A 15,716-nucleotide genomic window follows, 5' to 3' on the forward strand; every position below is an offset into this window, starting at 1 on the left:
GACGTCGGCCAAGTACTTCTGAATGTCGGCCAAAGCGCTTTTTACGCAGCGCCGCCCCGTTGCTGGCTCACGCAAAACTGCGAAGGCGCGACACCCAGTTCCCGGCGGAACATGTCGCTGAAGCTGCTCGGCGAATAACCCAGTTCCCGGGCTATCGCACTGACCGGTACGCCCTGAATCAATTCGGCCGCCGCGGTCGCCAGTTGCACCTGCCGCCGCCATTCGGCGAAGCCCATGCCCAAACCGTCCTTGAACAACCGCGCCAGGGTACGCACGCTGGCACCGGCATTTTCGGCGTGCTGCTCGAAGGGAATGTCCAGCGACGGTGAGGCCATGACCGCCTGGCACAGGTTCATCAGCCGCCGGTCGGAATCGTCCGGTAGCGGTATTTTCAGCAATGAGCGCCGGGCGCGCTTGAGCTCCAGCAAGGCCAGGCCGACCAGCGCGTCGTAGTAATCCGGGGCACCGTCGTCGCCCTGCTCCACCAACCCGACGATCAGTTCGCGCAGCAAGCCGCCGACTTCAATCACTTGCACACTGTCGTCCAGTGTCGCCGCCAATGACGGCCGCAGGTAGATGTTGCGCATCTGCAAGTCAGAGACCACGCGAATCCCGTGCGGCACACCCGGCGGCAGCCAGACCGCCCGTTGCGGCGGCACCACCAGTGCTTCATGGGGTGTCTCGACCCACATCACGCCGCTCATCGCGTACAGCAACTGGCCCCACACATGTTCGTGAGGCTCGATATACAACCCACGCGGGTAAGTACGTGCCAGCGGTTGCACCGGCACATCGGTATCGCTTAAATCAGGGGGTGCGGCCTTGGCCATAGGCTAGGATCATTGAGGGGCGGAAAGGCTCCATGGTAGCGAGGCCTGCGACGTGTCGCCAGTCGCTGTAACCGACTGACAATCCGACTGAATTTTTCGCGCGCCTGGCGATCCTTCTATTACAACAGGGAGGAATACAGGTTTTATGAACAACGCAAAACTTTTCGTCATTGAATACACACTTCATGGCAAGCCCAAGTCTTTCATCATCCGCCAGGACAAAATGGACAACGCAGAAGCCTGGCACTGGGCAAGTTGCGACGCCGGAATAGGCCGGATCCCGCGTTTTGGCCGTGAGCGGGTGCAAAAGACCAGCAAACCTGTGGCGGAAAAATTCGGCGTCGAGAATGTGACCTGGCGGCCGACGAGTTGAGCTTTGAAAGGGAGAGTGAATATTCAAACTGAAAGTGGAGCCGCAGCGGCTCCACTTTTTTGGGTGAGCGGTCAGGGCTTAGCGCACTTGCAGCCTTTGGTGGAGCATTCTTCGCCGTGTTGGTGATGGTGGGCGCAGGCTTCACAGCAATAGTGCTTGCCGTGACGCACGATGGGGTGATCGCCCAGTTTGCAGGAGCATTTCGGGCAGTCGCAGGTACCGTCGTTCATGAGTCTGACTCCATGGTTAGGGTCGTCCGGGTGCCGCGGGTGCGCGGCACCTGAAGCAAATGACCGCCCGTTGCAGAAACCGGTTCAAACAGATGCCTGGACGGAGTTTGCTTACTATTGAGGGTAGTCGCGATGTGGCTCCCCCGTAGCAGCAGCCTCGCGGGCTCGGCAGCTGCTACAGATCGCATAACTCTCTCAGCGACATCAATCAAATACGGAATTGCCCGACCAATTGCCCCAGGCGCTGACCGAGATCGGCCAGGCTGCGCGAGGTTTGTGCGCCGCGCTGGGTCTCGTCGGCGACGCTGTCTACCGCCACGGCGATCTGGTGCACGCTGCGGTTGATCTCTTCGGCCACGGCGGTTTGCTCTTCGGCGGCGCTGGCAATCTGCGCGTTCATCGAGTTGATGGTGCCGATCAACTGGGCCATGGCGTCCAGCGACGCCCCGGCCTCGTTGGCCTGGGCCGATGTGCCGTCGCCGGCCTCGCTGGAGCGGCGCATGGACTCGACCGCCGATTGGGTGCCGGCCTGCAAGCGGTCGATCATGCCCTGGATTTCCTGGGTGCTGATTTGCGTGCGACTGGCCAGCGCCCGCACTTCGTCGGCAACCACCGCAAAACCACGTCCGGCCTCACCGGCGCGGGCCGCTTCAATGGCGGCGTTGAGCGCCAGCAGGTTGGTCTGCTCGGCAATCGAACGGATCACCCCGAGCACGCTGACAATCGACGACACGTCTTTCTGCAGGCTGTCGAGGGACACGCCGCTGCTGCGAATGTCGTTCACCAGTGCATGAATCTTCACGATGCTGCCGGCCACCACGCGCTTGGCGGCCTGGCCTTCTTCGTCGGTCTGCTGGGCAGCGACCGCGGCGTTTTGCGCGCTCTTGGCCACTTCCTGGGCCGCCGCCGACATTTGGTTGATCGCCGTGGCCACCTGATCGGTCTCGTGACGCTGGCGCTCCATGGCCTGATCCGAGCGTTGGGCCTGATCGGAAACCTGATTCACCAGCCCGGTCAGTTGCGAGGTCATTTCGGTGATCTGCCGCACCAGGCCGTGGATCTTGTCGACGAAACGGTTGAACGAGCCGGCCAGTTCGCCGAGTTCATCCTGGCTGGTGATGGTCAGGCGCCGGGTCAGGTCGCCCTCGCCCGCCGCGATGTCGTCGAGGTTGGCTTTCATCAGGTTCAGCGGACGCAGAATGGTATTGGCCAGCAGCATCCCGGCCGCGGCGATCACCAACAGCACCAGCACGGCAATCCCGACAATGCTCAGCACCACGCCTTGCATGCGTTCCTGGACCTTGATCTCGACCAGCGCCACTTGCGCTTCAATGCCGTCGAGGTTGACCGAGGTGCCGACCGCCATGTCCCACTTCGACAGGTATTCGGTGTAGCCGAGCTTGGGCACCTGTACTTGGGTATTACCAGGCAGTGGCGAGCTGTATTGCAGGTAGTGGGTACCGTCCTTGGCGACTTTCACCAGGTCGCGGTTAACGTAGATGCCGTTCGGGTCGCGGTTGTCCTTGAAGCTCTGGCCCACGCCTTCGGGGCTGTTGGCCTTGAACAGGCGCACGGTGTTGGAGTCGTAGCCGAAGAAGTAGCCGTCCTTGCCGTAGGTGATGCTCGACAGCAACTTGATCACCTGCGCCCGCGCCGCGTCATCGCCGGGAGCGGCCGCGTCGTAGAGCGGTTTGATCGCGGTCATGGCCACGGCAACGTAGCTTTGCAGGGTTGCCTTGGCATCGCTGAGCAGGCGCTGACGGGTTTCCTCGACTTCCTTACGGGCCTGTTCCTGCAGGATGAACAGCGTGGTCAGGCTGATGACCAGCGCAAAGAGCAACACCGGGAGGACGGCAAGGGACAGGACTTTGGCCTTCAGGCTCATGCGCATGACGTTCACTCTTTTGATTTTATTGGCGTGGTTAAAGGCTATAACGGCACGCCAGATCAAAAGTTGAACGCGGTCCCACAAGGTAGAGTGGTTACAGAACCATCGCCGCCACCCAACCGAACGCCAGCAACGGCAGGTTGTAGTGCAGGAAGGTCGGGACCACGGTGTCCCAGATGTGGTGATGCTGGCCGTCGATGTTCAGACCGGAGGTCGGGCCCAGGGTCGAGTCCGACGCCGGTGAACCGGCATCGCCCAGCGCGCCGGCCGTGCCGACGATGCACACGATGGCGATTGGGCTGAAGCCCAGTTGCACGCACAACGGCACGAAAATCGCCGCCAGAATCGGTACGGTGGAAAACGACGAGCCGATGCCCATGGTCACCAACAGGCCCACCAGCAGCATCAACAGCGCCCCGATGCCTTTGCTGTGGTCGATCCACGAGGCCGAGGACTCCACCAGTGTCTGCACATGACCGGTGGCTTTCATCACTTCAGCAAAACCGGATGCGGCGATCATGATGAAGCCGATCATCGCCATCATCTTCATGCCTTCGGTGAACAGGTCGTCGGTTTCACGCCACTTGACGATGCCCGACGCCGAAAAGATCAGGAAGCCCACCAGCGCCCCGATAATCATCGAGTCCAGCAACAGCTGAATAATGAACGCCACGACAATCGCCAGACCGGCGACCATCAGGCTCAAGGGGTTGTACTGCACCGCGACCTGTTCGACTTGCTCGATCTTTTCCAGGTCGTAAACGCGCTTCTTGCGGTAGCTGATGAAGGCTGCCGCGAGGCCAAACACCATGCCCAGCGCCGGAATGCCCATGGCATGGGTGACGTTGATGCCGCTGATGTCCACCCCGCTACGGGCGACGTTGGCCAACAGGATTTCATTGAGGAAGATGTTGCCGAAGCCCACCGGCAGGAACATGTACGGCGTGATCAGCCCGAAGGTCATCACGCAGGCGATCAACCGCCGGTCCAGTTGCAGTTTGGTCAGCACATATAAAAGAGGCGGCACCAGCAACGGGATAAACGCGATATGAATCGGCAAAATGTTCTGCGAGGCGATGGCCACCACCCAGAGCAGGCCGATCAGCAGCCATTTGACATTGCCGCCACCGTTGGCGTGCTGGCGATCGACCATGGCCAGGGCTTTATCCGCCAGGGCGTGGGCCAGGCCGGACTTGGCAATGGCCACGGCGAACGCGCCGAGCAAGGCGTAGGACAACGCCACTGTCGCCCCGCCGCCGAGGCCGCTGTTGAAGGCTTTGAGGGTCGCATCGATCCCCAGGCCACCGGTCAAACCACCGACCAGCGCGCCCACAATCAGCGCGATTACCACATGCACGCGGGACAGGCTGAGTATCAGCATGATGCCGACCGCGGCAATTACTGCATTAATCATCGTTACCTCAAGGCAAGCGGAAAGAGTCCGTCCGGCAGTGCGCACAAGCGCCGCCAGCGGATTGAAGAGAGGGTTTTATTAGAGGGCGCGCACTGTGCCGCAGCATCGTCCCCTTGTCAAAGCGAACGGCTATTGCCGATATTTAACGGATTGTGCTCCCACAGGGTTATGGGTTGGCTTCCGCTCTGTGTCAGCGTTTGGGCAGTTCGATCATCACTTTCAAGCCGCCCCACTCGCTTTCCTCCAGCCTCAACACCCCGCCCCACGTGTCGACGATGTCGCGCACGATGCCCAATCCCAATCCATGCCCATCGGTCTGTTCATCAAGCCGTGTACCGCGGCTGAACACCTGGTCTCGCTGGTCTTCGGGAATCCCCGGCCCATCGTCTTCCACGCTCAACTGAAAACTTTCAGCCGTTTCAACCACGCTTAACCGAACCTCGGCATCCGCCCATTTGCAGGCGTTGTCCAGCAGGTTGCCCAGCAACTCCAGCAGATCTTCGCGATCCCACGGCAGTTGCAAACCGGCCGGTGCGCGGTAGCTCAGGTCGAGGTGTTCACCGTGAATCATGTTCAGCGTGGCCAGCAACCCCGGCAGCTCGGCATCGCAATCAAACAACGCACCCGGCAGTGCATCGCCGGACAACCGGGCGCGGTTGAGTTCGCGATTGAGTCGCTGCTGGACCTGCTCCAGTTGCGCTTGAATCACCTTGCGCAGCTGCGGGTGCGCATCGAGCTTCTCGCTGGAAGCCAGGCTCAACAACACCGCCAACGGGGTTTTCAACGCATGCCCCAAGTTGCCCAAGGCATTGCGCGAGCGCTTGAGGCTGTCTTCGGTGTGGGCCAGCAAATGGTTGATCTGCGCCACCAGCGGTTCCAGCTCCACCGGCACGGCTTCGTCGAGTTGCGAACGCTGGCCCTGCTGCAACTGGGCGATTTGCTCGCGGGCCTTTTCCAGCGGGCGCAAGGCGCGGCGCACGGTGATCCGTTGCAACAGCAAAATCAGCAACAGCCCCGCCAGCCCCAACCCGAGACCGACTTGTTGCATGCGACAGAAACTCTCGCGCACCGGCGTGTAGTCCTGAGCGACGCTGATGGAAATCGCCTGGCCCAGCCGCCGGTAGTCCGAACGCAGCACCAGCAACTGCTGCCCTTCCGGCCCCAGTTGCAGGTTGCTGTTCAGGCCCGGGTGTTCGAGCCGCGGTAGGTCCTGATCCCATAACGAGCGGGAGCGCCAATGGCTGTCGGCAAAGTCGATACGAAAATAGTGCCCGGAAAACGGGCGCTGATAGGCCGGCGACAGATGGCGCTCATCCAGCTGCAACCCCTGCGGGCCACGCACCAGCGCCACCAGCAGGTTTTCACTGTCGTTGCGCAACCCGGCTTCGAGGTAGCGCTGCAAACCCATTTCGAACAGCCACAGGCTGGTTTGCGCCAGCACCAGGCCGACGATCACCATCACGCTGATCAGGCCCAGGCTCAAGCGACGCTGGATCGACCTCACTGGGCTTGCCCGCCGAACAGGTAACCCTGACCGCGACGGGTTTCGATCACGCTGCGGCCGAGCTTGCGGCGCAGGTGATTGACGTGGACTTCTAGCACGTTGGAGTCGCGCTCGGTTTCACCGTCATAGAGGTGTTCGGCGAGGTGGCTTTTGGAAAGGATCTGTTCGGGGTGCAGCATGAAATAGCGCAGCAGGCGAAATTCGGCGGCGGTGAGCTGGATGTCGGCGCCGTCGCGGGTCACGCACTGGCGACCTTCATCCAGGTGCAGCCCGGCGGCCTTGAGTGTCGGCTGATTGGCCTGGCCGTGGGAGCGGCGCAACAAGGCCTGAATGCGCAGGTGCAGTTCTTCGGGGTGGAAGGGTTTGCTCAGGTAATCGTCGGCGCCGGCCTTGAGGCCTTCGATCCGCTCGGCCCAGGAACCGCGCGCGGTGAGAATCAGCACCGGCGTGGCCAAGCCACCGGCCCGCCACTGCGCCAGCACCTCAAGCCCCGGCAAACCCGGCAGGCCGAGGTCGAGGATGATCAGGTCATAAGGCTCGCTGCTGCCCTGGTACACCGCATCGCGGCCGTCGGCCAGCCAGTCCACGGCGTAGCCTTGCCGATTGAGGCCGGCCATCAATTCGTCGGCCAGCGGCACGTGGTCTTCCACCAGGAGCAAACGCATCGATCAATCTTCCTTGTCTTTCAGCACGTGGCCGGTGGTGGCATCGACGTCCAGCTCGCGCACCACGCCTTCGGCGGTCAGCAGCTCGACTTCATAAACATAGACGTCGTGTTTTTCTTCAAGCTCGGCTTCCAGCAACTTGGCCCCGGGATAGCGGTCCAGCGCTTGCTGCAAGAGCTGCTCCAGCGGCAGGATCACGCCCTGTTGGCGCAGGCGCAGGGCTTCGTCCTGATCCAGGTCGCGGGCCACGGCCACCGAGCAAAAAGCCAGAAGCACCAGCGCCATGCTTGAAAATGAAAGCACCTTCATTACGTATCCTGATGATCCCTGAGAACCTGCCCGCTGACCGCATCCAATTCCATATCCCACTCAATGCCTTGCGGGTCGCGCAGTTCCATCTGGTATTTGTACTTGCCGTACTCTTCTGCAAGCTCGGTGCCGGTGATGGTCGAGCCGGGGTGTTTGGCCAGAGCGGTGGCGTTGAGCTTCTCGAAAGACACAATGGTACCAGCGTCGCGCAGTCTCAGGGTTTCGTCGGGACCCAGGTCGCGGGCATGAGCGAGGCTGGCGGTCAGGCAGATGAGGGACGCGGTGAACAGGGCAGTCAGGATTTTCATGGGGTGGCTCCGTATTTTCTTATGTGTTGCCGACGGCGCGACCTTAGCGATTCGAACTTAACTGAAACTGAATTGCCATCATTGGGAATAGCTTACGCATAACCCGGAGCTGCCGAAGGCTCGGGCCGCGATCGGACGATCTTTTGATTTGGATTTTTTGCGTGCATGACGCAGCCAAAGATTAAAGCATCGCAGCCTTCGGCAGCTCCTGCATTGATCGGGGACAATCGCAGCCCAAGAGGTGCTTATAATCCCTGCTTGCCAGACATCGAGACCGGTATGACCGCTATCCACATCAAGTTCCCTTCCCTGACCCTCAAGGCCGGCCCGCGTGCTCTGGCGCGCATCCGTGCCAACGGCTTGAACGCTGCCGATGTGGGCACGTTGCCGGGCGCCGCCGGTGGCCCGAAAGCGCTGGGGATTCAGGGTCTGGACCTGGCGCTGTTTGGCGAATGGCTGCCGGCGGCGCCCCGGGAGCGTTCGCTGATCGGCGCCTCGGTGGGTTCCTGGCGGTTCGCCAGCGCCTGCCTGCCGGATGCCGCCGAAGGCATCCGCCGCCTCGGTCATCTGTACACCGAGCAGAACTTCGCCAAAGGCGTGACCATGGCGCAGATCAGCCAGAGCTCCCGACGCATGCTCGATGACTTGCTCGACGGCCGCGATGCCGCGATTCTGGATAACGCCCACTACCGCCTGAACATCATGGTGGTCAAAAGCCACGGCCTGTTGGCGGACGATCATCGCGGCCGGTTGGGGCTGGGCCTGTCGTCAGTGATCGCCGACAACCTGCGCGGTCGTTCACGGCTGTCGCGGCATTTCGAGCGGCTGATCATCCACGACCCGCGCCTGGCACCACCGGTCAACGCGCTGAACGACTTCCCGTCGCGCTTCATCTCACTGAATGCCGGCAACCTGCGCCAGGCCCTGCTGGCCTCGGGTTCGATCCCGATGGTCATGCAAGGCGTACGCGACTTGCCGGGGGCCGGCGCGGGGACGTTCCGCGATGGTGGTCTGCTGGACTATCACCTCGACCTGCCCTACAGCGGCAACGACATCGTGCTGTATCCGCACTTCACCGACCGGGTGATCCCCGGCTGGTTCGACAAGACGCTGCCATGGCGCCGCGCCTGCCCTGAGCGCTTGCAGGATGTTCTGCTGCTGGCCCCGTCGAAGGAATACCTGGCACGCCTGCCCTACGGCAAGCTGCCGGACCGCAACGACTTCAAGCGCTTCATGGGCGATGCCCCGAGCCGACAGAAGTATTGGCGCGCAACGATGGATGAAAGCCGTCGCCTGGGCGATGAATTCCTTGAACTGACCGCCAACGGTCGCCTCGGCGAGCGCTTGCTGACCCTTTAGTCAGTGTTTTGCCCGGAGCTCTGGTAAACTCGCCACCTGCCCACATCGCCGCGGCGATCGCCACCTGAAAGAGCTGAACATCACTGTGGAAATCTTCAAAGAATTTACCTTCGAATCCGCCCATCGCCTGCCCCACGTACCGGACGGCCACAAGTGCGGCCGCCTTCATGGTCATTCGTTCAAAGTGGCGATTCACCTGAGCGGCGACCTCGATCCGCACACCGGCTGGATCCGCGATTTCTCGGAAATCAAAGAGATCTTCAAGCCGCTCTACGAGCGCCTCGATCACAATTACCTGAACGACATTCCCGGCCTGGAAAACCCGACCAGCGAAGTGCTGGCCAAGTGGATCTGGAATGAGTTGAAGCCGTTGTTGCCGGAACTCAGCGCGATCCGCATCCACGAGACCTGCACCAGTGGTTGCATCTATCGCGGTGAGTAAACAGCCTAAAGCAACGCAAATCCCTGTGGCGAGGGGGCTTGCCCCCGTTTGAGTGCGTAGCGCTCACAAGATTTTTGGTATATCAGAGATTTTGGGGCTGCTTCGCAACCCAACGGGGCGATGCGGCGTTCCGATAAGCCCCCTCGCCACAGGGCTCCCACCAGGAAAATGCGTTTCGTCAGTGATATGAAAAACAGCCTTCAATGGCTGTTTTTTTATGCCTATGCTTTTGGGCTCGCACACGCCAAGAGGACGCACCCATGACTGACTGGCCGCTGGCTCAGACCTATCGTTTCAACGGGCACTCCGTTCGCTACGCCGTACGTGGCGACGGTCCGCCGCTGGTGTTCGTGCATGGCACGCCCTTCTCTTCTCATGTGTGGCACAGGATCGCGCCGCACTTCATCACCACGCACCGGGTGTATTACTTCGATTTGCTGGGTTACGGGCAGTCCGCACAGCCGGACGGCGATGTGTCGCTGGGCGTACAGAACCAACTGTTGGCGCAATTGCTGGAGCACTGGGGCCTGGAACGGCCAGACGTGGTAGCCCACGATTTCGGCGGCGCCACTGTGTTGCGCGCGCATCTGCTCAATGGCAAGGATTACCGCAGCCTGACGCTGATTGACCCGGTGGCGCTGTCGCCCTGGGGTTCGCCGTTCGTGCAGCATGTGCGTCAGCATGAAGCGGCGTTCAGCGGGCTGCCTGATTACATTCAACGGGCGATTGTGCCGACCTATATTCGTGGCGCGATCAAGCGCGAGATTTCCGATCAGGAGCTGGCGCCTTACGTGCAGCCCTGGCTGGGTGATCCGGGGCAAGCGGCGTTCTATCGGCAGATCGCGCAGATGGATGAGCGTTATACCCGCGAGATCGAAACGCTGTACCCGACGATTCGCTGCCCGGTGCAGATTCTCTGGGGGGAAGACGATCAGTGGATTCCCATTGAACGCGGGCGGGCGTTGCATCAGATGATTGCGGGGTCGCAGTTTCATCCCGTTGCGAATGCCGGGCATCTGGTGCAGGAGGATGCACCGGAGGCGATCATGGCGGCGATATTGCGGTTTTTGCCGTTGGCACAGAACGCCTGATCGACGGAGACCCTGTGGCGAGGGGGCTTGCCCCCGTTGGGTCGCGAAGCGGCCCCAAAATCTCTGATATACCAAAGATCTTGTGAGCGCTACGCACTCAAACGGGGGCAAGCCCCCTCGCCACAGGACTTTGTGACTACCTGATTGCTGCGTTCCAATTTGAACCACTGCCGCACTGCTTTCGTGCCCCTCTTCAGGCTAAATCCGCCGGCTCGGCTATAAAGAACAACACCCTCGCGCCATTGGCACGAGCACTGCAACACCCTCGCGTCCTCCATCCAGCAAGGAATGCCACATGACGCAGAACGATCCGGGCAACGATTACCCTTTAAGCGAAGTCCCGATGCATGCCCGCAAGGGGCTCGCCTCCACAGCCATGGTGCTGCTGGGTTTTACCTTCTTCACGGCGACCATGTTTGCCGGCGGCAAGCTCGGGGTGGCATTCAGTTTCAGCGAGATGCTGGCGGTGATCATCGCCGGCAATCTGCTGTTGGGAATCTACGCAGCCGGACTTGGCTACATCGCCTTCAAAAGCGGCCTCAATTCGGTGTTGATGGGCCGTTTCTGCTTCGGCGAAGTGGGCAGCAAGCTCAGCGACCTGATCCTCGGCTTCACCCAGATCGGCTGGTACGCCTGGGGCACCGCGACCGCAGCCGTCGTACTCGGCAAATATTTCGAACTGAATGAAAGCACCGTTCTGGGGCTGATGGTGCTGTTCGGCCTGGGCTTTTGCGCCACGGCGTACATCGGCTATCGCGGGCTGGAGATTCTGTCGTACATCGCCGTACCCGCCATGATGTTGCTGCTGACGCTGTCGATGTGGGTCGCGACGGTGAAGGTCGGCGGGCTCGAGGGTTTGCTCGCCGTGGTGCCGACGGCAACACTGGACTGGTCGACCGCGATTACCCTGGTGTTCGGCACCTTCGTCAGTGGCGCGACCCAGGCGACCAACTGGACACGTTTCTCCCGTTCGGCGCGAGTCGCGGTGCTGGCGAGCCTGATCGGCTTTTTCATCGGCAACGGCCTGATGGTGTTGATCGGTGCCTATGGCGCGATCGTCTATCAGCAACCGGACGTAGTCGAAGTGCTGTTGCTGCAAGGCTTCGCCATGGCCGCGATGGCGATGTTGCTGCTCAACATCTGGAGCACCCAGGACAACACGATCTACAACTTCGCCGTCGCCGGCTGCAATCTGTTGCGCACCGGCCGGCGCAAAACCGTGACCCTGGCCGGCGCGGTGATCGGCACGCTGCTGGCGCTGCTGGGCATGTACGACATGCTGGTGCCTTACCTGATTCTGCTGGGCACGGTGATTCCGCCGATTGGCGGGGTGATCATGGCGGACTTTTTCTTCCGTTACCGTGGGCAATATCCACGCCTGGCCGATGCCCGGTTGCCGGCGTTCAACTGGCCTGGCCTGAGCGCTTATGCGGTCGGCACCGTCGCAGCATTCAGCTCGCCGTGGATCGCGCCGCTGGTAGGGATTGCCACTGCCGCGCTAACGTATGTGTTATTGACCGGCGTACTGGGTGCCCGTACCGCCGAAGCACCACTACAAGATCTCTAAAAGGACTCGCCTGATGCATATCATCAACGCCCGCCTGCGCAACCAAGAAGGCCTGCATGAGTTGCACCTGGAAAACGGCCTGATTCACAGCATCGCCCGGCAAACCGAAGCCCCGTCACTGGGGCCGGATGACCTGGACGCCGGCGGTAATCTGGTGGTGCCGCCCTTCGTCGAACCGCACATTCACCTCGATGCCACCCTGACTGCCGGCGAACCGCGCTGGAACATGAGCGGTACGCTGTTCGAAGGTATCGAGTGCTGGGGCGAGCGCAAGGCCACCATCACTCAGGAAGACACCAAGACCCGCGCCAAAAAAACCATCCAGACCCTCGCCGCCCACGGCATTCAGCACGTGCGCACCCACGTCGATGTCACCGACCCGGAACTGATCGCGCTCAAGGCGATGCTCGAAGTCCGCGAGGAAAGCCACCACCTGATCGACTTGCAAATCGTCGCGTTCCCCCAGGAAGGCATCGAGTCGTACCGCAACGGGCGCGAGCTGATGGAAGAAGCGATCCGCCTGGGCGCCGATGTGGTCGGCGGCATTCCGCATTTCGAATACACCCGGGACCAGGGCGTAAGCTCGGTGAAGTTCCTGATGGACCTGGCCGAACGCACGGGCTGTCTGGTGGACGTGCATTGCGACGAAACCGACGACCCGCACTCACGCTTCCTTGAAGTGCTGGCCGAAGAGGCCCGCAGCCGCGACATGGGTTCGCGCGTCACCGCCAGCCACACCACGGCGATGGGCTCCTACGACAACGCTTACTGCGCGAAACTGTTTCGCTTGCTCGGGCACTCGGGGATCAGTTTTGTTTCTTGCCCCACCGAAAGCATTCACCTGCAAGGCCGCTTCGACAACTTCCCGAAACGCCGTGGCGTGACTCGCGTGAATGAGTTGCTCGAAGCGGGGATGAACGTGTGTTTCGGTCAGGACTCGATCGTCGACCCGTGGTATCCGCTGGGCAATGGCAACATCCTGCGGGTGCTCGAGGCCGGTTTGCACATCTGCCACATGCTCGGTTATCGCAATTTGCAGAGTGCGCTGGACCTGGTCACGGACAACAGTGCCAAGGCGATGAACCTGGGCGATCGCTATGGTCTGGAACGGGGCCGGCCGGCGAATCTGCTGATTCTGTCGGCGGACAGCGATTACGAGGTGATCCGCAGCCAGGGTCTGCCGCTGTATTCGATTCGCGGGGGCAAGGTGTTGATGAAGCGACAGATGCCGGTGGTTGAGTGGGCGGATCGGCTCTGAATCTTCGCTGACCGTTCGGGCGTCATCGCGAGCAGGCTCGCGATGACGGTCTCAAAATCACCCCATCAACCGCGCCGTCCCAAACAACCTGACCCGACTCAATTCGCCCTCCCGTTCTTCCAGCAGAATCGGCGCCGTGCCGCCGGGCATGACCACTTGCACTTCCCCCGCCGCCACCCAACCCACTCGCCACGCCGCGCACGCCACCGCACTGGCGCTGGTACCCGACGACGCGGTCGGCCCTTCGCCACGCTCGAACACCCGCGCAACGATTCGCCCTTCGGATTCAAGCATAGCCCATTGCAGGTTCACCCCGGCCGCACACGGCTGCCCCGCCCCGGTCGGCGTGGCGTAAGCGATGCGGGTCAACCCTCCAGACAACTCCGGCTCGCGCATTTGTGCGTTGCTCGGCAACGCATCGGCGCCTGTCACTAACGTCACACAATGGGGGTTACCGATGCGCACGAACTGGCTGCGGTTCCAGGCTGGGTCGAGCGTCGACAATGGCCGCACGTGACTGACATCACGCCCGTTCAACACCACGGTTTCGACCCCTTGCGCACCCACCGCTTCAGGCCCGAACGAAGGCTGCCCCAAGTCCAGCCAGAACCCTTGCACGCCATCGATTTCGGCGGGGTTCACCGAAGTCGCCACTGGCGAGAGCGCATCGCGCTTGTCGTGATGAACCCTGAGCAGGCAAGCCTCCTCCCTCGGCATCAGCCCTTGTTCACTCAGGGCCTGGGAAAAAATCGTCAGGCCATTGCCACTGCGCTCGGCCAGGCTGCCGTCGGTGTTGACGATCAGCAGGTCAAACGGCGGCGAAGATTGAAACGGCCCCACCAGCAAGCCATCGCAACGATGCGCCTTGCTGCCGGGCGGTTGTGTCCCGGGAGCCCAGCCGCAGAATGCCTCGATGGCCGACAACGCCCAGGCCTCACGGGTTTGCGCCGCCTGGCTGGCCTGTTCAGGCAGCTCGATACCGCTATCGCGCAGGGCGTCAGGCGCCACCACCGCGTAGATATTGCCTCGAGCATCGTACATCCGCGTCATGGCGCCCCCCCTATGAACAATTGATGCGTCGACAATATCGCGAAACAACGGCTGGCTGTGCAAGGATGTCACTCTGCGTGACTGCTGCCCCCGCCTGAACGTGGTGATCGAACCCTTTGCGGTTGTTCACTGTCCTTTGGGACGCGACGTTTTTTGCCAAGGATCGATATGACCAACCTCAACACCCAAGCCACCTTCGTCCCCGGACGTCTGGAACAGATGTCCACGCGCATCGCCTTCTTCATCGCCGGTTTCGGCATCGCGGCCTGGGCGCCGCTGGTGCCTTACGCCAAGGCGCGGGCCGGGCTGGATGAAGGCACCCTCGGGCTGTTGCTGTTGTGTCTGGGGGTGGGTTCGATTCTGGCGATGCCCATGGCCGGGATTCTGGCGACGCGTTTCGGCTGCCGTCGGGTGTTGAGCGGCGGCACCTTGTTGATCTGCGCGGCGCTGCCACTGTTGGCGACGGTATCCTCGATTCCGGCGTTGATCGCGGCATTGTTCATGTTCGGCGCCGGCCTGGGCACGGTGGATTCGACGGTGAACCTGCAAGCGGTGATCGTCGAGCGGGCCAGCGGCAAGACCATGATGTCGGGTTTTCATGGGCTGTTCAGCCTCGGCGGGATCGTTGGCGCGGCGGGTGTCAGCGGCCTGCTCGGTCTGGGTTTTTCGCCGCTGGGGGCGATGTGCGTGGTGATCGTGGTGCTGGTGCTGGCATTGCTTAAAGCCGCGCCGCACCTGTTGCCTTACGGCAGTGAAAGCTCCGGCCCGGCATTTGCCGTGCCCCATGGCATCGTGCTGTTTATCGGCGGGATGTGCTTCATCGTATTCCTGGCTGAAGGTGCGGCACTCGACTGGAGCGCGGTGTTCCTGGCGCAGGAACGCGGGATCGACACCGCGTATGCCGGGCTGGGTTATGCGGCATTTGCGCTGACCATGACCGCCGGGCGATTGACCGGTGACGCGATTGTCCGGCACCTGGGCGCCACGCGGGTGATTCTGTTCGGCGGACTGATGGCTGCGGCAGGATTGTTTCTGGCGACCTTCGCACCGGGATGGCAAGCCGCGCTGCTCGGTTATGCGCTGCTCGGTGCCGGTTGTTCGAACATCGTGCCAGTGCTGTACACCGCCGTGGGCAAGCAGACGGTGATGCCGCAAAGCATCGCGGTGCCGGCCATCACGACCCTGGGTTATGCCGGGATTCTGGCGGGACCGGCGGTGATCGGTTTTGTGGCTCATGGCAGCAGCCTGAGCTTCGCGTTCGGTCTAATGGGGGGCCTGCTGGTGGCGGTGGCGATTGGAGGGAAAGTGCTGAAGGTCTAATGCTCAGCAGCACGAAAAACGACAGGAGGTCGTATTTTTCGCCGCTTTACTATCAGTTCTGACAGTAGACACGTTTTGGCTGCGCATCGACCATGAGTTGAATATCCC

At 61.6% G+C, this 15,716-nt stretch carries 16 protein-coding genes and 1 pseudogene; 7 read left to right on the plus strand and 10 right to left on the minus strand.

Features of this window, described 5'->3' with window-relative positions; genetic code table 11:
• Positions 1 to 41: 41 nt before the first annotated feature.
• Positions 42 to 830: a helix-turn-helix domain-containing protein gene (locus tag LOY28_RS19835; RefSeq protein WP_018925380.1), complete on the minus strand. Its 789-nt coding sequence runs from the start codon at positions 828 to 830 to the stop codon at positions 42 to 44.
• A 145-nt stretch (positions 831 to 975) separates the two neighbouring features.
• Here LOY28_RS19835 and LOY28_RS19840 point away from each other — a divergent pair, with 145 nt between their 5' ends.
• Positions 976 to 1,203, plus strand: coding sequence for a DUF6555 family protein (locus LOY28_RS19840; RefSeq protein WP_018925379.1), 228 nt, complete (start codon positions 976 to 978; stop codon positions 1,201 to 1,203).
• Positions 1,204 to 1,274: 71 nt separating this feature from the next.
• Here LOY28_RS19840 and LOY28_RS19845 read toward each other — a convergent pair whose 3' ends face one another.
• The 8 genes and pseudogenes from LOY28_RS19845 to LOY28_RS19875 all read right to left on the minus strand — a co-directional run bounded on the left by LOY28_RS19845 (position 1,275) and on the right by LOY28_RS19875 (position 7,521).
• Positions 1,275 to 1,433: a metallothionein gene (locus LOY28_RS19845; RefSeq protein ID WP_018925378.1), complete on the minus strand. Its 159-nt coding sequence runs from the start codon at positions 1,431 to 1,433 to the stop codon at positions 1,275 to 1,277.
• Positions 1,434 to 1,641: 208 nt separating this feature from the next.
• Entirely contained in the window at positions 1,642 to 2,463 is an 822-nt protein-coding gene (locus tag LOY28_RS30170) for a methyl-accepting chemotaxis protein (RefSeq protein WP_370695268.1), read from the minus strand.
• Positions 2,464 to 2,499: 36 nt separating this feature from the next.
• Positions 2,500 to 3,324, minus strand: a pseudogene (locus LOY28_RS30175) (cache domain-containing protein); the annotation flags it as partial.
• A 91-nt stretch (positions 3,325 to 3,415) separates the two neighbouring features.
• Positions 3,416 to 4,732 (minus strand): Na+/H+ antiporter family protein, encoded by a 1,317-nt coding sequence (locus tag LOY28_RS19855; protein ID WP_167331173.1) that lies wholly within the window; start codon positions 4,730 to 4,732, stop codon positions 3,416 to 3,418.
• A gap of 193 nt (positions 4,733 to 4,925) precedes the next feature.
• A complete protein-coding gene (locus tag LOY28_RS19860; RefSeq protein ID WP_018925375.1) occupies positions 4,926 to 6,239 on the minus strand; it encodes a sensor histidine kinase in 1,314 nt (437 codons plus the stop codon).
• A complete protein-coding gene (locus LOY28_RS19865; RefSeq protein WP_018925374.1) occupies positions 6,236 to 6,904 on the minus strand; it encodes a response regulator transcription factor in 669 nt (222 codons plus the stop codon). The genes LOY28_RS19860 and LOY28_RS19865 overlap by 4 nt, the downstream gene beginning before the upstream one ends.
• A gap of 3 nt (positions 6,905 to 6,907) precedes the next feature.
• On the minus strand, positions 6,908 to 7,213 hold the full coding sequence (locus tag LOY28_RS19870) for a PepSY domain-containing protein (protein WP_018925373.1): 306 nt from the start codon (positions 7,211 to 7,213) through the stop codon (positions 6,908 to 6,910).
• Positions 7,213 to 7,521, minus strand: coding sequence for a PepSY domain-containing protein (locus LOY28_RS19875; RefSeq protein ID WP_064618979.1), 309 nt, complete (start codon positions 7,519 to 7,521; stop codon positions 7,213 to 7,215). The genes LOY28_RS19870 and LOY28_RS19875 overlap by 1 nt, the downstream gene beginning before the upstream one ends.
• A 279-nt stretch (positions 7,522 to 7,800) precedes the next feature.
• Here LOY28_RS19875 and LOY28_RS19880 point away from each other — a divergent pair, with 279 nt between their 5' ends.
• The 5 genes from LOY28_RS19880 to codA all read left to right on the plus strand — a co-directional run bounded on the left by LOY28_RS19880 (position 7,801) and on the right by codA (position 13,238).
• Positions 7,801 to 8,880, plus strand: coding sequence for a patatin-like phospholipase family protein (locus tag LOY28_RS19880; RefSeq protein ID WP_111454121.1), 1,080 nt, complete (start codon positions 7,801 to 7,803; stop codon positions 8,878 to 8,880).
• Positions 8,881 to 8,965: 85 nt separating this feature from the next.
• Positions 8,966 to 9,322 (plus strand): 6-carboxytetrahydropterin synthase QueD, encoded by a 357-nt coding sequence (queD, locus tag LOY28_RS19885; RefSeq protein WP_007933061.1) that lies wholly within the window; start codon positions 8,966 to 8,968, stop codon positions 9,320 to 9,322.
• A gap of 260 nt (positions 9,323 to 9,582) precedes the next feature.
• Positions 9,583 to 10,413: an alpha/beta fold hydrolase gene (locus LOY28_RS19890; protein ID WP_258612409.1), complete on the plus strand. Its 831-nt coding sequence runs from the start codon at positions 9,583 to 9,585 to the stop codon at positions 10,411 to 10,413.
• A 295-nt stretch (positions 10,414 to 10,708) separates the two neighbouring features.
• Positions 10,709 to 11,980, plus strand: a complete 1,272-nt coding sequence (codB, locus tag LOY28_RS19895) for a cytosine permease (RefSeq protein ID WP_064618988.1) — start codon at positions 10,709 to 10,711, stop codon at positions 11,978 to 11,980.
• Between the two features lie 13 nt (positions 11,981 to 11,993).
• Positions 11,994 to 13,238: a cytosine deaminase gene (gene codA, locus LOY28_RS19900; RefSeq protein WP_018925368.1), complete on the plus strand. Its 1,245-nt coding sequence runs from the start codon at positions 11,994 to 11,996 to the stop codon at positions 13,236 to 13,238.
• Positions 13,239 to 13,295: 57 nt separating this feature from the next.
• Here the strand turns inward: codA and LOY28_RS19905 are convergent, their stop codons facing one another.
• Positions 13,296 to 14,288 (minus strand): diaminopimelate epimerase, encoded by a 993-nt coding sequence (locus LOY28_RS19905; protein WP_258612410.1) that lies wholly within the window; start codon positions 14,286 to 14,288, stop codon positions 13,296 to 13,298.
• Positions 14,289 to 14,456: 168 nt separating this feature from the next.
• On the opposite strand from LOY28_RS19905, the gene LOY28_RS19910 reads away from it, so the two are divergent.
• Positions 14,457 to 15,608 (plus strand): MFS transporter, encoded by a 1,152-nt coding sequence (locus LOY28_RS19910; protein ID WP_018925366.1) that lies wholly within the window; start codon positions 14,457 to 14,459, stop codon positions 15,606 to 15,608.
• The last annotated feature ends 108 nt before the right edge of the window (positions 15,609 to 15,716 follow it).

The organism is Pseudomonas sp. B21-017 (assembly GCF_024749245.1).
Classification (GTDB): Bacteria; Pseudomonadota; Gammaproteobacteria; order Pseudomonadales; family Pseudomonadaceae; genus Aquipseudomonas.